Source organism: Marivita sp., from assembly GCF_965656765.1.
Classification (GTDB): domain Bacteria; phylum Pseudomonadota; class Alphaproteobacteria; order Rhodobacterales; family Rhodobacteraceae; genus Marivita.
On sequence record NZ_CBFHLV010000036.1, the window covers coordinates 1 to 22,860 of the forward strand.

18 protein-coding genes are annotated in these 22,860 nt (G+C 55.8%); 7 read left to right on the forward strand and 11 right to left on the reverse strand.

The genetic code is table 11. The annotated features are described in order from the left end of the window. Positions 1-108: 108 nt before the first annotated feature. The 3 genes from galU to cysQ form a co-directional block, all read right to left on the reverse strand. Positions 109-999: a UTP--glucose-1-phosphate uridylyltransferase GalU gene (galU, locus tag ACTG4M_RS10825; protein ID WP_439123671.1), complete on the reverse strand. Its 891-nt coding sequence runs from the start codon at positions 997-999 to the stop codon at positions 109-111. A gap of 115 nt (positions 1,000-1,114) precedes the next feature. Beyond that, positions 1,115-2,350: a glycosyltransferase family 2 protein gene (locus ACTG4M_RS10830; RefSeq protein WP_439123672.1), complete on the reverse strand. Its 1,236-nt coding sequence runs from the start codon at positions 2,348-2,350 to the stop codon at positions 1,115-1,117. Between the two features lie 7 nt (positions 2,351-2,357). Beyond that, on the reverse strand, positions 2,358-3,155 hold the full coding sequence (cysQ, locus tag ACTG4M_RS10835) for a 3'(2'),5'-bisphosphate nucleotidase CysQ (protein WP_439123673.1): 798 nt from the start codon (positions 3,153-3,155) through the stop codon (positions 2,358-2,360). 126 nt (positions 3,156-3,281) lie between these two features. Between cysQ and ACTG4M_RS10840 the strand changes: the two genes are divergently transcribed. Continuing rightward, a complete protein-coding gene (locus ACTG4M_RS10840; protein WP_439123674.1) occupies positions 3,282-4,112 on the forward strand; it encodes an ABC transporter permease in 831 nt (276 codons plus the stop codon). On the opposite strand, the gene ACTG4M_RS10845 is transcribed toward ACTG4M_RS10840, so the two are convergent. Next, a complete protein-coding gene (locus ACTG4M_RS10845) occupies positions 4,113-4,715 on the reverse strand; it encodes an alpha-ketoglutarate-dependent dioxygenase AlkB family protein (protein WP_439123675.1) in 603 nt (200 codons plus the stop codon). A gap of 208 nt (positions 4,716-4,923) precedes the next feature. Here ACTG4M_RS10845 and dnaK point away from each other — a divergent pair, with 208 nt between their 5' ends. The 3 genes from dnaK to radC all read left to right on the forward strand — a co-directional run bounded on the left by dnaK (position 4,924) and on the right by radC (position 8,913). Beyond that, a complete protein-coding gene (gene dnaK, locus ACTG4M_RS10850; protein WP_439123676.1) occupies positions 4,924-6,846 on the forward strand; it encodes a molecular chaperone DnaK in 1,923 nt (640 codons plus the stop codon). Between the two features lie 77 nt (positions 6,847-6,923). After that, positions 6,924-8,078: a molecular chaperone DnaJ gene (gene dnaJ, locus ACTG4M_RS10855; RefSeq protein WP_439123677.1), complete on the forward strand. Its 1,155-nt coding sequence runs from the start codon at positions 6,924-6,926 to the stop codon at positions 8,076-8,078. Positions 8,079-8,193: 115 nt separating this feature from the next. Next, positions 8,194-8,913: a RadC family protein gene (radC, locus tag ACTG4M_RS10860; protein ID WP_439123678.1), complete on the forward strand. Its 720-nt coding sequence runs from the start codon at positions 8,194-8,196 to the stop codon at positions 8,911-8,913. Between the two features lie 6 nt (positions 8,914-8,919). On the opposite strand, the gene ACTG4M_RS10865 is transcribed toward radC, so the two are convergent. The 3 genes from ACTG4M_RS10865 to secA form a co-directional block, all read right to left on the reverse strand. Then, positions 8,920-10,479 (reverse strand): substrate-binding domain-containing protein, encoded by a 1,560-nt coding sequence (locus ACTG4M_RS10865; RefSeq protein WP_439123679.1) that lies wholly within the window; start codon positions 10,477-10,479, stop codon positions 8,920-8,922. 24 nt (positions 10,480-10,503) lie between these two features. Beyond that, positions 10,504-11,466, reverse strand: a complete 963-nt coding sequence (locus ACTG4M_RS10870; RefSeq protein ID WP_439123680.1) for a translocase — start codon at positions 11,464-11,466, stop codon at positions 10,504-10,506. A gap of 107 nt (positions 11,467-11,573) precedes the next feature. Then, the gene (gene secA / locus ACTG4M_RS10875; RefSeq protein WP_439123681.1) at positions 11,574-14,285 is read right to left on the reverse strand and encodes a preprotein translocase subunit SecA; all 2,712 of its coding nucleotides are present in this window, start codon (positions 14,283-14,285) and stop codon (positions 11,574-11,576) included. 175 nt (positions 14,286-14,460) lie between these two features. On the opposite strand from secA, the gene ACTG4M_RS10880 reads away from it, so the two are divergent. Genes ACTG4M_RS10880 through mutT form a run of 3 tightly spaced genes read left to right on the forward strand, consistent with a single transcriptional unit; the run spans position 14,461 to position 16,945 of the window. Continuing rightward, entirely contained in the window at positions 14,461-15,312 is an 852-nt protein-coding gene (locus ACTG4M_RS10880; RefSeq protein WP_439123682.1) for a peptidylprolyl isomerase, read from the forward strand. Between the two features lie 3 nt (positions 15,313-15,315). Further along, positions 15,316-16,545 (forward strand): bifunctional glutamate N-acetyltransferase/amino-acid acetyltransferase ArgJ, encoded by a 1,230-nt coding sequence (argJ, locus tag ACTG4M_RS10885; RefSeq protein ID WP_439123683.1) that lies wholly within the window; start codon positions 15,316-15,318, stop codon positions 16,543-16,545. A 1-nt stretch (position 16,546) separates the two neighbouring features. Then, positions 16,547-16,945 (forward strand): 8-oxo-dGTP diphosphatase MutT, encoded by a 399-nt coding sequence (gene mutT / locus ACTG4M_RS10890; RefSeq protein ID WP_439123684.1) that lies wholly within the window; start codon positions 16,547-16,549, stop codon positions 16,943-16,945. A 316-nt stretch (positions 16,946-17,261) separates the two neighbouring features. On the opposite strand, the gene infB is transcribed toward mutT, so the two are convergent. The 4 genes from infB to rimP are packed head-to-tail and all read right to left on the reverse strand — an operon-like array spanning position 17,262 to position 22,698. Then, positions 17,262-19,751, reverse strand: a complete 2,490-nt coding sequence (infB, locus tag ACTG4M_RS10895; protein ID WP_439123685.1) for a translation initiation factor IF-2 — start codon at positions 19,749-19,751, stop codon at positions 17,262-17,264. Further along, positions 19,748-20,395 (reverse strand): RNA-binding protein, encoded by a 648-nt coding sequence (locus ACTG4M_RS10900; RefSeq protein ID WP_439123686.1) that lies wholly within the window; start codon positions 20,393-20,395, stop codon positions 19,748-19,750. Before ACTG4M_RS10900 ends, infB begins: the two co-directional genes overlap by 4 nt. Before the next feature lie 45 nt (positions 20,396-20,440). After that, a complete protein-coding gene (nusA, locus tag ACTG4M_RS10905; protein WP_439123687.1) occupies positions 20,441-22,123 on the reverse strand; it encodes a transcription termination factor NusA in 1,683 nt (560 codons plus the stop codon). Positions 22,124-22,128: 5 nt separating this feature from the next. Further along, a complete protein-coding gene (gene rimP, locus ACTG4M_RS10910) occupies positions 22,129-22,698 on the reverse strand; it encodes a ribosome maturation factor RimP (RefSeq protein ID WP_439123688.1) in 570 nt (189 codons plus the stop codon). Between the last annotated feature and the right edge of the window lie 162 nt (positions 22,699-22,860).

A 22,860-nucleotide genomic window follows, 5' to 3' on the forward strand; every position in this document is an offset into this window, starting at 1 on the left:
TGCAACGCGCGCCGACCTCAATGGGCCAAGAGCTAGATCGGCGTCAAAGAAGGCCGATCCGCCCCCGAACTTTGATATTCCAAGGCATCTGTTAGTCCAGCCCATGGTTCATTCAGCCGCGTTTTCGATCTGCATGACAGAGTTAAGAAAGCCGCGCAGATCATCTTTGAGATCGTCACGCGCGAGGCCAAAGGCTACGGTTGCTTGAAGAAAACCTGCCTTGGATCCGCAATCAAACCGTTGGCCGCGAAACCGGTATCCGTAGACACCTGTGCCTTCTATCTCTTGCGCAATCGCGTCAGTCAGTTGGATTTCTCCTCTAGCGCCAGATTTGAGTTTATTGAGGTTCTTGAGAACTTTGGGGTCAAGGATATACCGTCCAATCACCGCAAGGTTTGATGGCGCTTCATCAACGCTGGGCTTTTCGACCATGTTCTTGACCGACACCATCGCGCCCATGTCTTCTTTCACGTCAAGAATACCATAGCTCGACGTCCGGTTGCGGGGAACTTCCATTGCAGCAACCATGTTACCGCCGGTCTCTTCGTAAGCTTCGACCATCTGCTGCAGGCAGGGCTTTTCTGCCGAAATTACATCGTCTGGTAGCATGACGGCAAAGGGTTCATCGCCAATCAAGCGTCGGGCGCACCAGACTGCGTGTCCAAGGCCAAGCGCTTTGTGCTGCCGCATATAGGCAATTGCGCCGCTTTCCATGTTGGTGGACTTCAGATCCTCCAGAATGTCCAGCTTGCCCTTCTTGCGCAGCTCGCGTTCAAGGATGGGCGACTCGTCGAAATAATCCTCAAGCGCACTTTTCCCGCGCGAGGTGATGAAGATGAATTCCTTGATGCCAGCTGCGCGGGCCTCGTCGATGGCGTACTGCACCAATGGGCGATCAACCAACGTCATGATCTCTTTCGGGACCGATTTCGTGGCAGGCAGAAAGCGTGTTCCGAGCCCCGCCACCGGGAAAACCGCCTTGGTCACTTTTCTACGCATCGCTCTGCTCCTTCTTGGTCGCGTCTTACTGCGCGTCGATGGTTACATCACACTTTTCGTACTTAATTGTACGACTTTCCTTAGTGATTAATAAGTATGTTTGTCGAATTTGTGGCTAATCGACTGGAATAAGATGATATTTTGATCGAATTCCCGCGATCCGTTTCAACGTCTGTTCAACACGGTCGCGCCGGTTGCTCTTCCGAAGCACCGGCTCGGATCGTAGTTCACGTCCAAAAATCCCACCTGTGTGGGTCCAGTATCCGTCAGTATAATTAACGCGGTGGAAGCGGGCATTTGGCGTGTAATCAAAGAGTGTCACCCGGTGCCCTTGGGCAACCAATGCTTTGGCCTTGGCGCGTATTTCGGATCTATTGAGTGGTGATTGAACAAGGTAGATGTCTTTGGCATCTGATGTTTTGACCGCAATGTCGTTTTCGTTCTGCTGACGCCATGTCCGAACCGGAGATGCAGGCTTACTGCGCCCCTGCGCATACCCGTGCCCTAGCTCTCGGATCAGCTTCAGTGCGGCGTCCGGCGCCAGTGCGCCGGTTTGCATGTGCCTTAGGATCCAGCTGCGCCGTTCTGAAATGAACATCAAGCGCGCTTCGTCGAGGTGCGCGGTGTCACAGTGTTTGTGATGGAAAACGGCGGTTGATGCTGCAATCTCGGACACGCTGCGCGGAGTGCGCGCAGCGTCGCGGTATCGGCTTGGACCCGAAGCATGATGGACGACGGCGTTGGGCACAAACATGGTTTTTCCGCCATCGTGCGCAATGCGATAGGTCAGATCGGTTTCGTCGAGGTAAAACGCAAAGTGGTCGTCAAAGCCGCCGCGTTTAACAATCGCGTCCTTTCGCAGCGCCATGTTGGTTCCGTGCAAACGCGGCCATTGATCGCCCGATCGCGATATCGAGATCGGCGTTTGCCCGCTGTATTCGACGGGATAAGATCGTCCAGACGCATCAACGCGCGAGGCTGTATGTTGCACCGAAATCCCGTTGCGACCAAGTGTGATCCCGCCTGCTTGCAGGACAGCGGGGTCAGTGAAGACTGCGCCAAGATGCGCTAACCAAGTGGGTTCTGGCACTGCGTCGTCATCAATAAACGCCACAATATCACCTGCGGCCGCGTCGACCCCGATATTTCGCGCGATTGAGATGTTGTCCTCGTCAAACTCGTGGATGTGATGGGCAGCCAGTTCTCTTGCAACCGCTGCACCGGCAGGGCATGCCACGACGATGGTCTGAAACCGGGAGTAATCCAGTTGACCAATGGCGCGCAAACAGCGGCGCAGCCAATCGGGTCGGTTGCGGCTGACTACGACGACACTGATCGCAAGAGCCGCCATTGCTGGATCAGACCGATGTAATATCGATGCCCGGTGCTGTCGCGACAAAGAAGGGATTTGCAAAGGTGGGCTTTCCGTACGTCAGAGTTTGCAAATCGTCTAAGCGCAACACTGCCCCTCCGGCCCCGTTTAGAACGGCATGACCTGCGGCTGTGTCCCATTCCATCGTGCGCCCAAGCCGGGGATAAAAATCGGCCTCGCCGGTCGCAACAAGGCAGAACTTGAGTGATGATCCCGCGCTCTTGCTGTCTTGAACGTCATACCGATTGATGTAGTCATCGGTGGCCTGATCGCGGTGCGATTTCGACGCGACCACCATCAGCGCACTCGTATCCGGTGTCGAAACATGGATCGGGGTCTGATGGCCGAGTTGATCCTTGGCGAAATCCCCGGTCTCTTCAACGCTTTGGCCAGATGCAGTAGTGTAAAACAGCCGGTCCTTGGCAGGTGCGTAGACCACACCTCGGGTTGGGACACCGTTTTTGACCAACGCAATATTGACGGTGAAATCGCCACGCCGGTGGATGAATTCCTTGGTGCCGTCTAATGGATCGACAATCAGGAAATCCTGCACATCCAGGTCATGTGTGTCCGACTGCTCTTCAGTGACCAAAGCAACTTCAGGAAACGCGGCGCGCAACCCGGCTGAGATTAGCGCGTCTGCGGCTTCATCCGCTGCGGTGACCGGGCTGTCATCGGATTTTGATCGCACATCGAAATCATCCGCTTGGTAGATCTCCATGATTTTGTCACCAGCCTCGAGCGCGAGTCGCCGCATCTCGTGCATCAGTGCGTCATAATCCATAGGGGCCGATCCTTACGTCAATTGATTTCAAGGCGCGCTTCTCTTATCATTCGGTTAACAAATGTCCGCAACAACAGTCATGCGAATTGACGGAAAAACGCGGGCTGCGGCAGAGGCAAACAACAGATGTTTCAAAAAACGGCTCCGATGAATCGGTCTGCGTCTGCAGTCAATATTGCTGAACTCATCTATCACAATACTGTCCGGTCAATCCGGAAAACCCATGGCAACGCCTTCATGTCGATCGCGATGAGCGTGTTTCAATCGCTTATGTTCGTGCTGTTTTTCTACGTCATGTTCACGATCATGGGGCTTAAGGGCATGACGCTGCGTGGCGACTTCGTGATTTTCTTGCTGACGGGCATCTTCATGTTCATGACGCACAACAAGGCTGTCAGCGCCGTGTTGGGCAGCGAAGGACCAGCCAGTCCGATGATGCAGCACGCCCCGATGAACACCTTTGTGTCGATCGTCGCGGGAATGCTGTCTACGCTTTATATCCAGATGCTTGCGGTGTTTTTCATCCTGTTTGTCTATGACGTTGCGGTAAACCCGTACGTCCTCACCGAGATCGTCGATCCCGCGCCGGTGATGGGTATGCTGCTTTTGTCGTGGTTCTCGGGCGGGGCCGTTGGGCTTGTGTTTTTGGCGATGAAGCCTTGGTTCCCGGGACTGACTGGAACGCTGTCTACGCTGTACAAGCGGGCGAACATGATCGCGTCGGGTAAGATGTTCGTCGCCAATTCCCTGCCGTCCTTCATGATCGCGATGTTCGATTGGAACCCGCTGTTTCATACGATTGATCAGGCGCGTGGATTTGCCTTTATCAATTACGTGCCGCGCAACACCAATTGGGAATACGTGATGTACCTGTCGTTGACCTTGGTGATGATTGGGCTGATGGGCGAGTTTTATACCCGGAAACACGTCTCTGCTTCGTGGTCTGCCCGCCGCTGATCAGGTCACAACCCGCAATGTCAGATTGATCCGCCCGCCATTCGGCAACAGGGCCGAACTGTTAGGGCGTATACGATCGATGCCGTGATAGGCGGTGCGTGCCGATCCTGTCATGACCACAACATCGCCGGACCTGAGCCAGATCGACTCGGTCTTACCGCCACGTGTCTGGTTGCCCATGCGGAATAAGGCTTCGTCGCCAAGGGACACCGACACAACCGGTTGCGTCATGTCAGCTTCGTCGCGGTCTTGGTGCATGCCCATCTTGGCGGTCTCGTCATACCAATTAATCAGACAGCATTCAGGCAAACGTGCCTGAGGCACCAAAGATCGCCACATATCCAGCAACACCTCTGGGATTGCAGGCCAAGCCTGCCCTGATGGGTGCACAGGTTCATAGCGATATCCTGTGCGGTCACTGATCCAGCCATAGGTCCCTGCGGCACTCATCCGCACGGACATCGGCGTGCCTCGTGGTGTGACTGGCTGAAATAAAGGTGCTTGCTTAAGACAATGACGCAACGCCTCGACCAGTCGGCGTTGGTGTTTGGGCGAAAAATTTTCGCTGTGAATCTCAAAGTCGCGCACGCTCAAAGGGGCCATGCGATGAGAATAATTCGTTCAAACGCGAAACACATACCGAATTTTCAGAAATTCACCCTAGCAGATGCGCTTGCAGGCGTCTTGTTGCCTCCTTATATACCCATCGGACCTGCTGAACGGTAACGTCAGTGGATTGAAATGCGGGGCGGGATGCCGGAATGGGTCATCGTCTCGTGACATCGCCTTAAGACATGAAGGGATCGAAAACATGGCCAAAGTGATTGGTATTGACCTCGGTACAACCAACAGCTGCGTCGCGATCATGGATGGATCGCAACCTCGCGTGACCGAAAACGCCGAAGGCGCACGCACAACCCCGTCCATCGTGGCATTCACAGATGATGAACGCCTCGTTGGCCAGCCTGCAAAACGCCAGGCTGTTACCAACCCGGAAAACACCGTTTTCGGCGTGAAGCGCCTGATTGGTCGTCGCAATGATGATCCCGATCTCGCCAAGGACCGCAAAAACATGCCGTTCGAAGTGATCGACGGCGGTAATGGCGACGCATGGGTGCGCGCCAAGGGCGACAAATATAGCCCCTCCCAGATTTCTGCTTTCATCCTTCAAAAGATGAAAGAAACTGCTGAATCCTACCTCGGTGAAGAAGTGACCCAAGCGGTGATCACCGTGCCGGCGTACTTTAACGACGCTCAGCGTCAGGCGACCAAAGATGCTGGCAAAATTGCCGGTCTCGAAGTGCTTCGCATTATCAACGAACCAACAGCAGCCGCTTTGGCCTACGGTCTCGACAAGAAAGAAGCGCGCACAATCGCGGTCTATGACCTTGGCGGCGGTACCTTTGACGTGACCATCCTCGAGATTGACGATGGCCTTTTCGAAGTGAAATCCACCAATGGCGACACGTTCCTAGGTGGTGAAGATTTCGACATGCGAATCGTGAACTACCTTGCCGAGGAGTTCAAAAAAGAAAACGGCGTTGACCTGACGCAAGACAAGATGGCGCTTCAGCGTCTCAAGGAAGCGGCGGAAAAAGCAAAGATCGAACTGTCCAGCTCCAGCCAGACAGAGATCAACCAGCCGTTTATTTCGATGGACGGTAAATCCGGTCAACCGCTTCACCTTGTGATGAAATTGACCCGCGCCAAGCTGGAAAGCCTTGTTGGTGACCTGATCAAGGCATCAATGAAACCATGTGGTGCCGCCTTGAAAGACGCCGGTCTGTCCACCTCTGACATCGACGAAGTCGTATTGGTTGGTGGTATGACCCGTATGCCGCGCGTTGTGGAAGAGGTGACCAAATTCTTCGGCAAAGAGCCCCACAAGGGTGTAAACCCAGACGAGGTTGTAGCTCTTGGCGCGGCCATTCAGGCTGGCGTGCTGCAGGGAGACGTGAAAGACGTTGTTCTTCTCGACGTGACACCGCTGTCGCTTGGCATCGAAACACTGGGTGGCGTGTTCACCCGTCTGATAGACCGCAACACGACCATCCCGACCAAAAAGTCGCAGATTTTCTCGACTGCTGAGGACAACCAGAACGCGGTGACGATCCGGGTGTTCCAAGGTGAACGCGAGATGGCGTCCGACAACAAGATGCTCGGTCAGTTCAACCTCGAAGACATCCCGCCTGCGCCACGCGGCATGCCGCAGATCGAGGTGACATTCGACATTGACGCCAACGGTATCGTGTCGGTGTCCGCCAAGGACAAAGGCACTGGCAAGGAACAGAACATTACGATCCAAGCGTCGGGTGGTCTGTCGGACGAGGACATCGAAAAGATGGTCCAGGATGCCGAAGCCAACGCCGAATCCGACAAAGAACGCCGCGAGATGGTCGAGGCCCGCAACCAGGCCGAAAGCCTGATCCACTCGACCGAAAAATCAGTGGAAGAGCATGGCGACAAAGTTGATCCGACCACGGTCGAAGCCATCGAACTGGCCATTGCGGCGCTCAAGGATGATCTGGAGGATGAAAAGTCTACCGCAGACAAGATCAAGTCCGGCATCCAGAACGTAACCGAAGCGGCGATGAAACTCGGCGAAGCGATCTATAAGGCCCAGCAAGACGATGGCGGCGATGCCGAGCCTGCTGGTGCTGATCAGGGTGGCGAAGATGATGACACCATCGTCGATGCCGACTTCGAAGATCTCGACGACAACAAGCGCGCCTGACGCTGGTTGGGCGGAACTGAATTGGGGCCGGTCCGGACACCGGGCCGGCCTCACTCGTTCCGTAGAAGGAGGGCATGATGTCCAAACGTGACTACTACGAAGTGCTCGGTCTACAAAAAGGCGCTGCTGCTGACGAGATCAAAAAAGCCTATCGCTCCAAGGCGAAAGAGCTGCACCCGGATCGCAACGCTGACAATCCCAAGGCCGAGGACCAGTTCAAAGAGGCGAACGAGGCCTACGAGGTTCTCAAGGACGCTGACAAGAAAGCGGCCTATGATCGCTATGGCCATGCGGCATTTGAGGGCGGCATGGGCGGTGGTGGACGACCCGGCGGCTTTGGTGGTGGACAGGGGCAAGGTGACTTTGCCAGCGCGTTCTCTGACGTGTTCGATGATCTGTTTGGCGATTTCATGGGTGGTCAACGTGGCGGTGGACGTCAACGCGCCTCGCGTGGCGCTGACCTGCGCTACAACCTGCGTGTGACACTCGAAGATGCCTATGCCGGTATGCAGAAAACGATCCAGGTTCCAACTTCTGTACAATGTGGATCGTGTTCCGGGTCGGGCGCCGAAGGTGGCGCAGAGCCGACCACTTGTCCAACCTGTTCTGGTATGGGCAAAGTTCGCGCAACCCAAGGGTTCTTTACCGTCGAACGCACCTGTCCGACCTGTTCGGGTCTTGGTCAAACGATCAAAAATCCGTGCAAGGAATGTTCGGGTGCAGGCCGTGTTCAAAAAGAACGCGCTTTGTCAGTGAACATTCCCAAGGGCGTTGAAACTGGCACTCGTATTCGTCTTGCGGGCGAAGGCGAGGCAGGTCTTCGCGGTGGCCCCCCGGGCGACCTCTATATCTTCATCGAGGTTGCGCAGCACGAACTGTTCGAACGTGAGGGCGTACACCTGCACTGTCGCGTGCCAGTTTCGATGACGGTGGCAGCTCTTGGCGGCAATATCGAAGTGCCGACAATTGACGGAGGCCGCAGCCGCGTCGCAATTCCCGGTGGCAGCCAATCTGGTCGCCAGATGCGTTTGCGCAGCAAAGGAATGCCTGCGTTGCGTGGTGCCGGGCAAGGCGACATGTTCATCGAGCTTGCAGTGGAGACACCGGTCAACCTGACATCGAAACAGAAAGACCTGTTGCGCGAGTTTGAAGAGCTGAGCGAAGACAACAATCCGGAATCAAAGAGTTTTTTTAAATCTGTAAAAGGCTTTTGGGATTCGATGAAAGGGTGATTTGATGGCCCCGCTTTGTGCGGGGTCATTAGCGTTTCCTTAACAGATCTTGCGTCATGTTCTTATGATGGCGCTCTCTCAATCCACTCAACCATCTCTATTCGAAACCCCTGCGATGGCACCCAAGCCTCCGCACAAAGCGGTGCTTGGGAAACAGAAAAACCCGTCATATATTGACGGGCACCGCAAACGCCTGCGCAGCCGATTTCTTGTCGGTGGGGCAGAACCGCTTCCTGACTATGAATTGCTTGAACTTCTACTGTTTCGGTCTCTTTCAAACGGTGACGTGAAACCTATCGCGAACGAAATGATTCAAAAATTTGGCGATTTCAATCGTGTCCTGTCCGCCCCAATAGAACGCCTGACCGAGGTGTCAGGTATTGGCCCCAAAACCGCTTTCGACCTCAAACTGATCGAGGCGGCGACCCATCGCATGTCGCAGGGCAAGGTTCTGAAAAGGCCTGTCATCTCAAGCTGGAATGCACTTCTCGACTATTGCCGGGTGACGATGTCTCATCGCGAAACCGAACTGTTCCGCATCCTGTTTCTTGACCGTAAGAACGTGCTGATCGCTGACGAAGTTCAGGGCAAAGGCACAGTTGATCATGTGCCGGTCTACCCGCGCGAGGTGATCAAACGCGCGCTTGATTTGAATGCGACGGCTCTGATCCTAGTGCACAACCATCCCTCGGGCGATCCCACGCCCTCGACTGCAGATATTGACATGACCGAAGACATCGTGCGCGCCTGCGATGCGGTGGGTATCCTTGTGCACGATCACCTGATCATCGGCAAATCCAAGGAGGTGAGCTTTAAATCTGAGGGGTATCTCTAAGGTGGATTAGCGCACCCACACTTCGACTCGTCGGTTGACCTGCCGACCCCAGCTCGTGTCGTCGCATGCCATCGGCATCGCCTCGCCAAAGGCATCCGTGGACAGTTGAACTTGCGACAAGTTCGACGACTCTACGGTTGCTTCGATCGCTTGCTTCACAGCTTGAGCCCGTTGCTGGGCAATCCGCAGATTGCCTGCGGCAGGGCCTTCGCCATCGGAAAAGCCGACGAATACCAATTGCCGCCCGTCGTACACACCAGCCTCGATCGCACGGGCCAATTGTTGCACGTTCGACCGCGATTGCGCGTCCAGCCGTGCCGCACCCGCTTCAAAGCGAAATGATGTGGACAGGCGCCGCAAGGGGGCAAGAGTGTCGACCATTCGCTTCAGTGCGATCAGATCCACCTCGGTCTCGGCCACTTGAATGGCGTTGGCAAACCGGTCACCCTGCGCGTTGAGGGCTATTTCTTCGGGCGCTTGGTCGACAAACCCAGCCCGTCGCGTGATGATTTGGGCCGGGCCAGTCCGCGTATATGCCAGAAAATCCCGTGCCAGTTTTGGCAGACGCCGCGCTGGGATATATAGAAACATCGGCGCGGTTAGCGGGTAGTCCTCGGTCTTGATGGTGAGTCGATTTGCCCTCAGTTGAAATCCGCAGGGTCCCGTGAGAGCCAAAGGCTTGCTGTTGCCGATCTCTGAGTAGCTGGCCACTCCGATTGCCAACTGATCCTGCGCAACAGCTTGTGCAAGCGCCGTATTGGTCGAATGGCGCGCCACGTCCTCCACCAAAGACAAACGGGCCTGCCGTAAAACACGATCCTCAACTGCTTGAGCTATCCCCGACTGGGCATCACGCATATGGATCGAAATCGGGGCGTCCACCCCACCCAAGGTGCGCCAATTGTCGATATCGCCTGATAGTATGCGTGCTAAGTCTGACACGGATAGTGCCGAGACCGGGTTGGTTGGCGACACGATTACCGTCATCGCATCCAGCGCCAACACCCGGCTGCGGTTCACGTCGTCCAATTCACCCAGACCAACCTCGGCGGCCAAGGCCAACTCTCCTGGGCGTATTTCGCGCAAGGCCATCACTAGATCGGCTTCATCAGCGAGCAGATCTGCGAACCCTTCGTCTGTGCTAGAAACACGAAACTGAAAACGGCCCACGACTTTGGCGGTGTCGCTTGTTGACATCACATATTCGAAATGGGTGTCGTCGGTCCTTTTCCGCTCGGTCTTCAAACTGTTTTGCAGGGCAAATCCTTCGACTAAGGCGGGCATCAGCACATCGCCGATTGTGGATGATCCGGAAATCGACAATTCTGCCACAAAATCAATCAGTGATGGGCAGCCTGGCCCTTCGCAGGACACGCCCGATCCATCGACAGTCAACTCGCCATATTGCGTATCGACGCGGTAAAACTCTCCGTCAAAGCCCAGCAAGGTGCCGGACAGTTCAATGGCACCATCACGCGACCGCAAAGTCACATCATCCGCCGATGCGGTTGCTCCGGTCAGAAATAGAAAAAGTGCGGCCCAAAGCACCGCACAGACATGTTTCATGGATCGCGCCTTTGACCTGCTCGCTTATTTTGCGGCGATTGTCAGGTCTTCGACAAGATTTTTCAACAGTAAGAAATCACCCACCGTGTCGCAACCTGGCACATCGATGGTCAATTCCTTTGAGATAAGGTCGCGGCCATTGCGAAATTCAAGTGTTTGCGCTTCAACGCTGCGGTCGCAGTTTGAAGAAAGGATTTCGGCTTCAACCGTCAGCGCGACAGTGCCGGAGGTTTCGGTCATGCCGGTTGGAAATGTGTAAACTTCGGCCAAAAGGGCATCGGGTGCGTCGGCTGTTCCCAATGTGGTCATAAAGCCGCCATCGCCTGTAGCTGCCCGGGTGGGGTCGGACTCGGCGCCATGCCAGACATGACCATCGGTGAAGTATTCGGCATCGAATTCGCGGGCATGCAATTGCAGTCCGGCATCGCCGCGCCATTGCAGCACAACGCGATCGTAGAATGGAACAGATGTTACCTTGGTCATTGCCACCGCGCCTGCGTCATCAAGGAACGATGCGATCACCAGAGCATTTTCGGTGAGCGCCGGGACATCGATAGAAAGCGTGCCGTCTGGCTGCATCAGTGACGTGAACATCAAGCCGCTGTGGTGCAGCGTTACACGTTCGCTTCCGTGGCAGGGCGCGTTCAGGTCGACTGACATCATGGCACCTGCGATGGGCGTTGCGGTCATTTCGACGTCGCAAGCGAAACCGGTATCCGCGGGTGCGTCAGGAATGACTATGTCTGGCGAGTCCAACTGTTCGATCGCAGCGGATACGATGTTTTCAGGCAACGTCGCAACAACAGGCAAGTCCACCTGTACAGGCACGCGGGGCGTCGACGAAACAGCCTGAACATCTGACACGACCACAGGCGTGGTGCTCAAATCTTTCGGTTCGGATGAGGGCCATGATTGCATAGCCGCACCGATGCCAAGCGCGGCACAAAGCGTGACTGCGGCGATACGGGCTGACGATTTGCTTTTCATAGCAGAACTCCGGTTGCAATAACTGCAACGGCCGTTCTGCCTGAAAATTTAGGTGTCCCTAGGGCGGTGCCTAGGTGACTTTACGTCTGCAATGTGGCGCTGATGCCTTACGCGAGCCGCCCGTGGCAATGCTTGAACTTTTTGCCAGAGCCACAGGGGCACAGATCATTCCGCCCCGGATTGCCCCAGGTCGTCTGATCAGTTTCGTCAAATCCGTCTGCCGCACCTTCCGGGTTTTCGAGGATTTGATCCTCCTGCGGTGTCGCGGTTTCGGCGGCCTTTGACATTGCGGCTTGCTGTGCTGCCAGCTGTTGCAACATAGCCTGTTGTTCTTCCTCGGTCATCGGGCGGACCTGGCCAAGCTGTTTGCTCACGTCTTCACGCAGGCTGTCCAGCATGGTTTCGAATAGTTGGAAAGCTTCGGATTTGTATTCGTTCAACGGATCACGCTGAGCGTAACCACGAAACCCGACAACAGACCGTAAGTGTTCCAGCGTTAGCAGGTGTTCACGCCACTTGCTGTCGATGGTCTGAAGCAAAACCTGCTTCTCGATTTGCCGCATCGTATCCGGCCCAAAAGCTTCAGCCTTTTGCGACATCATCTCGTCTGACGCATCCTCGAGCCGTTCACGGATCACCTCGGCATCAGCGCCTTCTTCGTCGCCCCATTCGATAACAGGCGCGTCCACGCCAACAAGTTCCTTGGCCGCCGTTTGAAGCCCTTCGGTGTTCCACTGATCCGCATAGGTTTTGGGTGGAACGTAAGTATCGACCAGATCGTCGATCACCTGATGGCGCATATCGCGCGCAACTTCGGCCAAGTCTTGTGCTTCCATGATCTCGCGGCGCTGACTGAAAATCACCTTTCGCTGATCGTTCATCACGTCGTCGAACTTGAGCAACTGTTTGCGGATGTCAAAGTTGCGGCCCTCGACTTTTGCCTGCGCGCGTTCGAGTGATTTGTTCACCCACGGGTGCACAATGGCCTCGCCTTCCTTCATGCCGAGCGTTGACAAGACCTTGTCTAGACGCTCGGAACCAAAGATGCGCATCAGGTCGTCATCAAGCGACAAAAAGAACGACGACCGGCCAGGGTCACCCTGACGGCCAGACCGGCCGCGCAGCTGGTTGTCGATACGGCGGCTTTCGTGACGTTCAGTTGCCAAGACGTACAGACCGCCCGCAGCTTTCACGGCGTCTTCGTCTGCTGTGTGGCCCTCTTCGATCCGTTTCCGGATCTCTTCGGGGTCGCCTTCGGGATCGGCGGCGATTGCCTCCATGATCTTGAATTCGACATTGCCGCCCAATTTGATGTCGGTGCCGCGACCGGCCATGTTGGTGGCGATTGTCACCGCGCCCAATTTACCGGCGTCAGCGACGATCTGCGCTTCCTGCTCGTGCTGACGCGCGTTCAGAACGTTGTGCTTTAGGTCCGCCTTAGTCAGCAACTGGCTCAGCATCTCTGACTTTTCGATTGAGGTGGTGCCGACAAGTACCGGTTGGCCCTTCTCATGCGCCTCTTTGATCTCGGTTACGATGGCATCGTATTTTTCCTGCGCTGTGCGGTAGACCTTGTCGTCGTCATCAATCCGCGCAATTTCGCGGTTGGTCGGAACTTCGACGACACCCAGTCCGTAGATCTCGGCAAATTCGGAAGCTTCGGTTGCGGCAGTACCGGTCATACCCGCCAGCTTTTCGTAAAGGCGGAAATAGTTTTGGAAGGTTACCGATGCGAGAGTCACGTTCTCGGGTTGGATCTTGCAGCCTTCCTTCGCCTCGATGGCTTGGTGCAGCCCTTCTGACAAACGGCGCCCAGCCATCATGCGGCCGGTGAATTCGTCGATCAGCACGACTTCACCGTCTCGCACGATGTAGTCCTTGTCGCGTTGATACAGTTTGTGTGCGCGCAGACCTTGGTTCACGTGGTGGATCAGCGTTGTGCTTTCCGGATCGTAAAGCGACTGCCCTTCGGGCAACTGACCCAATTCGAGCAAGGTCTCTTCCAGAAACTCGTTACCTTCGTCGGTAAAGGTCACATTCCGCGTCTTTTCATCCAGCGTGAAATGCTCATCCGTAAGAGACGGGATCACTTTGTCGATCGCCGTATAAAGCTCACTGCGGTCCTGTGCCGGGCCGGAAATGATCAGCGGGGTCCGCGCCTCATCGATCAGGATCGAGTCCACCTCATCGACAATCGCCATGTAATGGTCGCGCTGATACATCTGCTTCAGCTCAGATTTCATGTTGTCGCGCAGGTAGTCGAAGCCAAGTTCGTTGTTCGTCGCGTAGGTGATATCGCAGGCATAGGCCTCTTGCTTTTCAGCATCTGGTTGGCGGGGGTAGACCACACCAGTAGTAAGACCCAGTGCACCGTAGACCTTGCTCATCCATTCGCTGTCACGTTTGGCAAGGTAGTCGTTCACAGTCACGATATGTACGCCGCGCCCGGTAAGCGCATTCAAGTAGGCTGGAAAAGTCGCGACAAGCGTCTTGCCTTCACCCGTTTTCATTTCCGAGATATTGCCTTGGTGTAGGAAAATCCCGCCCATCAGCTGCACGTCAAAGGCCCGCAGGCCCAATGCCCGCTTGGCCGCTTCGCGACAATTGGCAAACGCCTCGGGCAGCAGATCATCCAACGCCTCGCCATTGGCGATACGCGCTTTGAATTCTGCTGTTTTCTCGATCAGCTGCGCATCGCTCAGCTTTTCAAAGTCTGCTTCCAGTGCGTTGACCTTTTCGATCAGCGGGCGGGTCGCCTTTACTTTTCGGTCGTTCGGCGTTCCGAACACCTTGCGCGCGACTTTACCTAATCCCAGCATGCACTCACTTTCAGCTTTAACATCTTCGTGTGCGGCATCTGCTTGCTCGCCTCGCACACAGCCCATATGTCACAGGGGAACGACTGGCTTAGCAGCGCCTGCAGGCGATGTAAGGTCAGGGAAATACACTGTCAATGTCGCCCCTTGTTTGCGGGCGGCTCTGGAAGGAACAAACATGACGAATCTCATCACGAAATTGTCTGCAAGCGCGTTCGCCCTGATGCTGGCCCTGCCGGTTCAGGCGCAGGATACGCTGACAGCCGACTCAGTGGTGGCCACGGTCAATGGCACCGAAATCACGTTGGGCCACATGCTCATGGTACGGGCGTCCCTGCCGGAACAGTATCAGCAGCTTCCTGATGATGTTCTTTGGGACGGGATCATGGACCAGATCGTGCAGCAGGCTGTGCTAAGCGAAGAAAGTACCGGCGACGACAGCCGTCGCGTCCAGCTAGCGCTTGAGAACGAACGCCGTGCTTTGGTGGCGGCTCAGGTGATAGAGGGCCTGGTTGACGATGCCGTGACCGACGATGCGATTCAAGCGCTCTACGAAGAAACGTACCTTCAAGGCGAACCGACCGAAGAATTCAACGCCTCGCATATCCTGGTCGAAACAGAGGAAGAAGCTGCCGCGATTGTTGAAGAATTGAAGGGCGGCGCAGACTTTGCCACGGTCGCGCAAGAAAAATCCACCGGTCCATCTGGCCCCAATGGCGGTCAGCTTGGCTGGTTCGGTGCAGGCATGATGGTACCGGAATTCCAAACCGCCGTCGAAGGCATGGAGGTCGGCGCGATCTCTGACCCGGTTCAGACACAGTTCGGCTGGCACGTCATCACGCTGAACGAAAAGCGCAACCAAGAGGCGCCGAGCCTTGACAGTGTACGTGCCGAGCTTGAAAACCAGATCAGCCAGCAGGTTGTCACACAAAAGATCGAAGATCTGACCAAGGCTGCTGATGTAAGTCGTACCGCTAAGGAAGAGGTCGATACCTCTGTCCTGAGCAATCTTGGTCTGCTGGAGGAATAAGACTTGGCCAACATCACATCGGTTTCGCCATTGGCTCCGGCCAGCTTTCCAACGCTGCCGGTGATCAAAGGCGCAAGGTTTGCGACCGCTGCGGCGGGCGTGAAATATGCCGGGCGAACCGACGTGATGCTGGCTATTCTCGACCCCGGAACCTGTGTTGCGGGCGCGTTCACAAAGTCAGCTACGCGGTCGGCTAATGTGCTGGATTGCCAATCTAAAATCCGTCTTGAGGATGGGGCAGGGGCTGCGATCATTGTCAATTCTGGCAACTCGAACGCTTTTACCGGCCGCGCCGGGGACGAGTCTGTTCAGGCCATATGTGCGGAGGTCGCCAGTGTAACCGGCCTGCCCACTACCCGCGTCTTCACAAGCTCAACAGGTGTGATCGGGGAACGCCTGCCGCATGACCGCATTCAGGCCAAGATCCAGGAACTGTCCAACAATCTTGATGAGGCGAATTTGCCCGCCGCCGCCAAGGCGATTATGACAACCGACACGTTCCCAAAAGGTTCCGCTACCAGCGTGGATTTGCCCGGCGGAACAATCAGTATCGCAGGTATCGCCAAAGGTTCTGGCATGATCGCACCGGATATGGCGACAATGCTGGTCTATATCTTCACTGATGCCAAGATCGCCCAGCCCGACTTGCAAGCGATGGTGTCAGAGTTGAACGAGAAGACCTTTAATAGCATTACGGTCGATAGCGATACCTCAACTTCGGACACGTTGCTGGTCGCAGCGACGGGCGCATCGAACGTGTTGGTGGCTGCTGATAATGCCAGGTTTCGTGACGCCTTGCACAGCGTCATGCGAGACCTTGCCCACCAGGTCGTGCGCGATGGCGAAGGCGCGACTAAGTTCGTGCAAATCACCGTAACTGGCGCGCTTAACGATGCCGATGCCAAAACTCATGCAATGTCTATTGCCAACTCGCCACTCGTGAAGACCGCCATCGCAGGTGAAGATCCCAATTGGGGCCGCGTCGTTATGGCAATTGGTAAATCTGGTGCACCGGCAGACCGCGACACGCTCAGTATTTCGTTTGGCGATGTCAAAGTCGCATCGAACGGTTGGGTTGATCCAAACTATCGCGAAGAACAGGGTGCTGAGATCATGAAAGATCAGAACATTTCCATGGCTGTCGATCTGGGCATGGGGGCTGGAGCTTCAACTGTGTGGACCTGCGATCTGACTCACGGCTACATCTCGATCAACGCGGATTATCGGTCCTGATATGAGCATTGTTCTTGTTTCTGCTGTCGCCTTGATCGACCCTGATGGACGTATTCTTTTGGCCCAGCGTCCTGAAGGTAAATCAATGGCGGGCTTATGGGAATTCCCCGGTGGTAAGGTCGAAGCGGACGAAACGCCCGAACAAGCATTGATCCGTGAATTGCAAGAAGAGTTGGGCATCGACACTTGGGAAAGCTGCTTGGCCCCACTCACATTCGCGTCCCACAGCTATGAAAAGTTCCACCTGCTGATGCCACTCTTTGCGTGCCGCAAGTGGAAAGGCACACCCGAATCAAAAGAGGGACAAGCCCTTGAATGGGTGCGGGTAAACCAGCTTAAAGACTATCCAATGCCTCCGGCTGACATCCCTCTGATACCGATTCTGCGGGATTGGCTTTAGGGAACTGCGACTTTCGTGCAAAAGTTGTGCGATTCAGAAGTTTTTTTCTGGTGTTAAATTCAGCAACAATCTAACAAAGCTGTGTCAGAACTTGGGGGAGATTTGACGTGCTAAAAACAATCATCGTCGGTAGCTGCATGTCTGTGCAGGGCATTTTGGAAAAGTCCTTGTCCGATGGCCGGATTTGCGTCCGCGTCGGAAGTCGGATCTTCACAGGTTTGCCGGTCGCAACATCTACCTGATTTCAAAGGTGCGACTAAAAAGAAAAAGGGCAGCGGTGACGCTGCCCTTTTCTGTGTCTGAGTCTCTCTAAACCTTAGTCCAGCGCACGTTCTACTTCTTCGCGTTCGAAAATCTCGATCACATCGCCTTGGCGTATGTCCTCGTAGTTTTCGAATGCCATACCGCATTCCTGACCGGACTGAACTTCGGCCACTTCGTCTTTGAAGCGTTTCAGCGTCTTCAACGTACCTTCGTGGATCACGACGTTGTCGCGCAGCAGACGCACACCGGCGCTTCGACGTGCGACACCTTCGGTGACCAGACAGCCAGCAACCTTACCGACGTTTGATACCTTGAAGACATCCTTGATCTCGGCATATCCAATAAAGGTTTCCTTAATCTCGGCGCTCAGAAGGCCAGAGGCAGCAGCTTTCACGTCATCCACAAGGTCATAGATCACGCTGTAATAGCGAATCTCGACGCCCTTCTGGTTGGCCGTGTTGCGCGCTGATGCATTGGCACGCACGTTAAAGCCGAACACTGGAGATCCCGACGCTTCGGCAAGGCCAATATCGGTCTCGGTGATCGCACCCACGCCCGAGTGCAAAACCCGCACGCGGACTTCGTCGTTGCCAATCTTTTCCATCGCCTGAACGATGGCTTCTGCCGAACCCTGAACGTCCGCTTTGACCAAGATCGGAAGCTCCGAGACATTCTCGTCTTCCTTGGCCTTCTGCATCAGTTGTTCCAGCGTTGTCGCAGCACCCAGAGCTGCGCGCTTTTCCTTAGCGACGTTAGCGCGGTATTCCGCGATTTCGCGCGCCTGCGCTTCGGTTTCGGTCACGTTAAGAACGTCGCCAGCTTCGGGTGTTCCGTTCAGACCAAGAACCTCAACAGGCACCGATGGTCCTGCTTCTTTGACGCGCTCACCCTTGTCATTGATCAGCGCGCGGACCTTACCGTACTGTTCGCCGACGACAAAAATATCGCCTTGATGCAGCGTGCCGTTCTGAACCAGAACCGTCGCCACAGGGCCACGGCCCACGTCAAGCTGCGCTTCAATCACAGCACCCATCGCAGCCCGGTTCGGGTTCGCTTTGAGCTCCAGAATCTCGGCCTGCAAAGCAATCGCTTCCAGCAGTTCAGGCAGACCCTGACCGCTGATTGCCGACACTTCGACGTCCTGCACTTCGCCGGACATCTGTTCGACAACAACTTCGTGTTGCAACAGGTCCGTACGAACCTTGGTCGGATTCGCGCTTGGCTTGTCGATCTTGTTGATCGCCACAATCATTGGCACTTTGGCCGCTTTCGCGTGGTTGATCGCTTCGACCGTCTGAGGCATCACGGCGTCATCCGCAGCAACCACCAGAACGACAATATCTGTCACCTGGGCACCGCGAGACCGCATCGACGTAAACGCCGCGTGGCCCGGAGTGTCGAGGAAGGATAGAACAGCACCATCTTTCGTGGTCACCTGATAGGCACCAATATGCTGGGTGATCCCGCCCGCTTCACCGGATGTGACGTTGGCGTCGCGGATGGCGTCCAGTAGCGATGTCTTGCCGTGGTCAACGTGACCCATAATCGTAATGACTGGAGGACGCGTCTGCAGCTCTTCGGGGTTGTCTTCGACTTCTTTGATGACGTCTTCCACATCCGCGTCGGACACGCGTGTCACCTTGTGGCCGAAATCCTCAATGATGAGTTCGGCAGTGTCTGCGTCGATCGATTGGTTCTGGGTCGCCATGATCCCGTTGTTCATCAACGACTTCACAACATCGCCCACCCGCTCGGCCATACGGTTGGCCAATTCGGCCACCGTGATTGCCTCGGGCAGTTTGACTTCTCGCACAACCTTTTCGCGTGGTTGGCTTGATCCCATAGCTTTCTGACGCGCGCGCTCTTGCTTGCGTTTCATTGCGGCCATGGATTTTTGACGACCACCTTCTCCACCCAGCGCTTGGTTCAGCGTGAGCTTGCCGGAACGGCGTTCGGAATCGTCTGTCTTGCGGCGGCCGCGATCGTCGCGGTCGCGGTCTGTCTTGCGCGGTGCGGCTTGCGAAGGCTTCGGACCACCTCCGGATGGCTGCCGCGCAGCTGGTGCCTCGACAGGTCCGGCAGCAGCCTGCTTGGCAGCTTCCGCCGCTTCGCGAGCTTTGCGTTCCTCGTCTTCTGCCTTTTGGCGGGCGCGCTCTTCGGCCTCGCGCTGTTCGCGCTCCTTGGCCTCTTTTTCGGCGCGCATCCGCTCACGCTCTTCAGCGCGGGCTTTTTCTTCGGCTTCGCGCTGGGCGGCCTCTTCGCCTTCGCGGGCTTTGGCTGCCTGAAGCGCTTTCAGTCGGCGCTCCATTTCGGCATCGGAAATCCCGGCGGGACGTTTGTTCCCCGAAGCTGCAACTGCTGCTTTGGCAGACCCTTCGGTCCCACTTGTAACTGTGTTGGGTTTCGGCACCACAACGCGCTTGCGCTTGGTCTCCACCACGACGTTTTTTGTACGCCCGTGGCTAAAGCTCTGCTTTACGTTCCCTGACCGGGGACCGCCGCCGCGCAAACCCAAAGTCTTTTTGCCGTCGTTATCGCTCATTTAGCTCTTTTTTCCTTCCCAGCGGCCCCTGCCGCTGTCTTTGCATCAGACGTTCCGATGCGAAAGCCCTTCAATCTTTGGGCTTCCTCTACAACACGTTGCGTGAGTCCGCCAGCGCCAAGCGCGGCATGTATCACAGTTTGTCGCCCAAAGGCCATTCCAAGCTCGTCCGCTGTCATCCAACCAATATAATGGCCATAGTGCGGAGTGCTGAGTTTCGATTTACCGCGACTCGATCCGTCTTCCGCCTGCAAAAGCACCTCGGCGGTTTCTTTGGACAAGGCGTCTTTGACCTTTTCATAGCCCGAGATCGCCACGCCGGATTTGCGGCTTAGACTTATCAGATCGACAACACGGCGTGCAAGTTGCTGTTCAAGATCATGCACAAGCGTATCAGAGACGCGCAACTGCGTCTTCGCTGCGCGGTGAAACATGTTCTTTTTTACGGCCGTTTCAAGGGCAGCGCGCGTTGCGGTCACCCAAATGCCCCGACCCGGCAGTTTACCGGCAAGGTCGGGAACAAGTTGATCGTCCGGTCCGACGACAAAGCGGATCAGCTCGGCTTTCGGGCGTACCTCTCCAGTCGCAATGCACTTGCGATCCGGTCCGCTTTCCCGTTCCTTGTCTTTTCCACCGCGTGTCACGTGTGTCGTCGTCCCTTAATCTATCAGGCGAGCGTTAGGCCTGAATCAGGCCTGCTCGCCTTCTGCTTCAAGCTCTTCTTCACCTTCGGCATCCGCCTCAAGTTCGGTCGGATCGACCCAGCCCAGAAGAACCCGTGCTGTCATCACCAGATGCTGTGCTTCCTCCAGCGACATATCGAAGGGCTCAAGCAGACCATCGTCTTTGTGACGTTCACCGTTTTCAGTGGTCCAGCCGCCGGCTAGTTCCCAATCCGCGCACGTGGCAAAGTCTTCAAGAGTCTTGATGCCGTCTTTCGCTAGCACTTCGACCATCTGCGGCGTCAGGCCGTCAAAGTCGATCAAGCTGTCCTCAGCACCCAGTTCGCGGGCCGTCTCAAGCGCTTTCTTGGCCTGTGCTTCAAGGTTCTCGCGGGCACGGGTCTGCAGTTCTTCGGCAGTGCCTTCATCAACACCGTCAATCACCAGCAGTTCGTCTACCTCGACATATGCAACCTCTTCAAGGTTGGTAAAGCCTTCAGCGACCAGCAACTGGGCAAAGAATTCATCAAGATCCAAGGTGTCCATGAAGAGTTGTGTGCGCTCTTCGAACTCTTTCTGACGACGGGCCGATTCTTCTTCTTCGGTCATGATGTCGATATCGAGGCCCGTCAGCTGCGATGCAAGACGTACGTTCTGACCACGGCGACCGATTGCTAGCGACAGCTGCTCATCAGGAACAACCACTTCGATCCGCTCGGCATCTTCGTCAAGAACAACCTTGCTCACCTCAGCGGGCTGTAGCGCGTTCACGAGGAACGTCGGAACATCCTCGTTCCAAGGGATGATATCAATCTTTTCGCCCTGAAGCTCGTTCACAACAGCTTGAACGCGGCTGCCGCGCATACCGACACATGCACCAACTGGGTCGATTGAACCATCATAGGAAATTACAGCGATCTTGGCGCGCGAGCCCGGATCACGGGCGACCGCCTTGATCTCAATGATGCCGTCATAGATTTCCGGCACTTCCATCTTGAACAGTTCAGCCATGAACTCAGGCGCGGTACGGCTCAGGAAAATCTGTGGCCCGCGTGTTTCGCGGCGGACATCTTTGATGAAGCAGCGGATACGGTCGCCATTGCGATAGCTTTCGCGGCCGATCTTCTCGTTGCGGCGCAGGATGCCTTCGCCACGGCCCACGTCGACGATGACGTTGCCGTATTCTTCACGCTTGACGACACCATTGATGATGGTGCCTGCGCGATCCTGGAATTCTTCGAATTGACGATCACGCTCGGCTTCGCGAACCTTCTGCAGGATAACCTGTTTAGCGGATTGGGCGGCGATCCGACCCATTTCGACCGGGGGTACTTCTTCGACAAACGTGTCGCCGATCTGAGCCGCACCACCGAATTCTGTGATCGGCTGGCCTTCGCGCAACCAAACCGCGTTCTGGGTTGGCTTCGGTGCCAGGAAATAGGGCTTGGCGCTTTCGATGGTGAATTCCGCTTGGTAGTTTTCAAGCTCTTCTTCGTCGACCACAGTGCGCACGCGGGTAAAGGTCGCGCGGCCGGTTTTGCGGTCGATGGACACACGAATGTCCATCTCGCTGCCGTAACGCGACTTGGCAGCACGCGCGAGGCTTTCTTCCATCGCTTCGACAACCAACCCGGGGTCGATCATCTTTTCGCGCGCCACCGCTTCGGCGGTTTGCAACAGTTCCAACTGGTTCGCGGAGGTGATTGCCATCGGTGTTACTCCTCTTTGGGCCCTTCGGCCTCAATCACGTCGTCAAATGTGGTCTCGTCGAAGCCTTGGGCTTTACGCGCCTTCAGCATTTCCTTGATAAGTTCATCCGTAAGGACAAGCTTGGCATCCGTCAGCCAGTCGAACTTGAGGCCGACTGTACCTTCGTCGATATTGATCAGAACCTCGTCATCCTCGACCCCGGCCAACACGCCCTTAAAGCGTTTGCGCCCGTCAATCAGTTCAGAGGTTTCGATTTTGGCCTCGTAGCCTTCAAACGTTTCAAAGTCTTTGAGCCGGGTCAAAGGCCGGTCGATCCCGGGCGATGACACCTCCAAAGTATAGGTATCAAGGATCGGGTCTTCGACATCCAATGTCGCGCTCACGGCTGTGCTGATGGCCGCGCATTCATCCACTTCCATCCCGCCTTCGGGACGCTCAGCCATGATCTGTAGCGTGGCCAGCTTGCCGCTCATCAAACGGATGCGCACAAGTTCGAAGCCCATGTCTTCGATGACAGGGGTGACGATCTCGGCCAGACGTCGGTCCATCGCGGCTTTTGCGATCAGGTCAGACATTGTCTTGCAGTTCTCCAGACACAAAAAAACGGGCGCGCGGCCCGTTGGAAAGTTCGGTGGGTGCCGACCTAAGCCAACACGCCGCTGTTGAGGTGCATATAGGCAGGGGTCCCTGAGTCTGCAAGGACTTTCGTAACTGCTTATCTTTGGCGAGGCGACGTC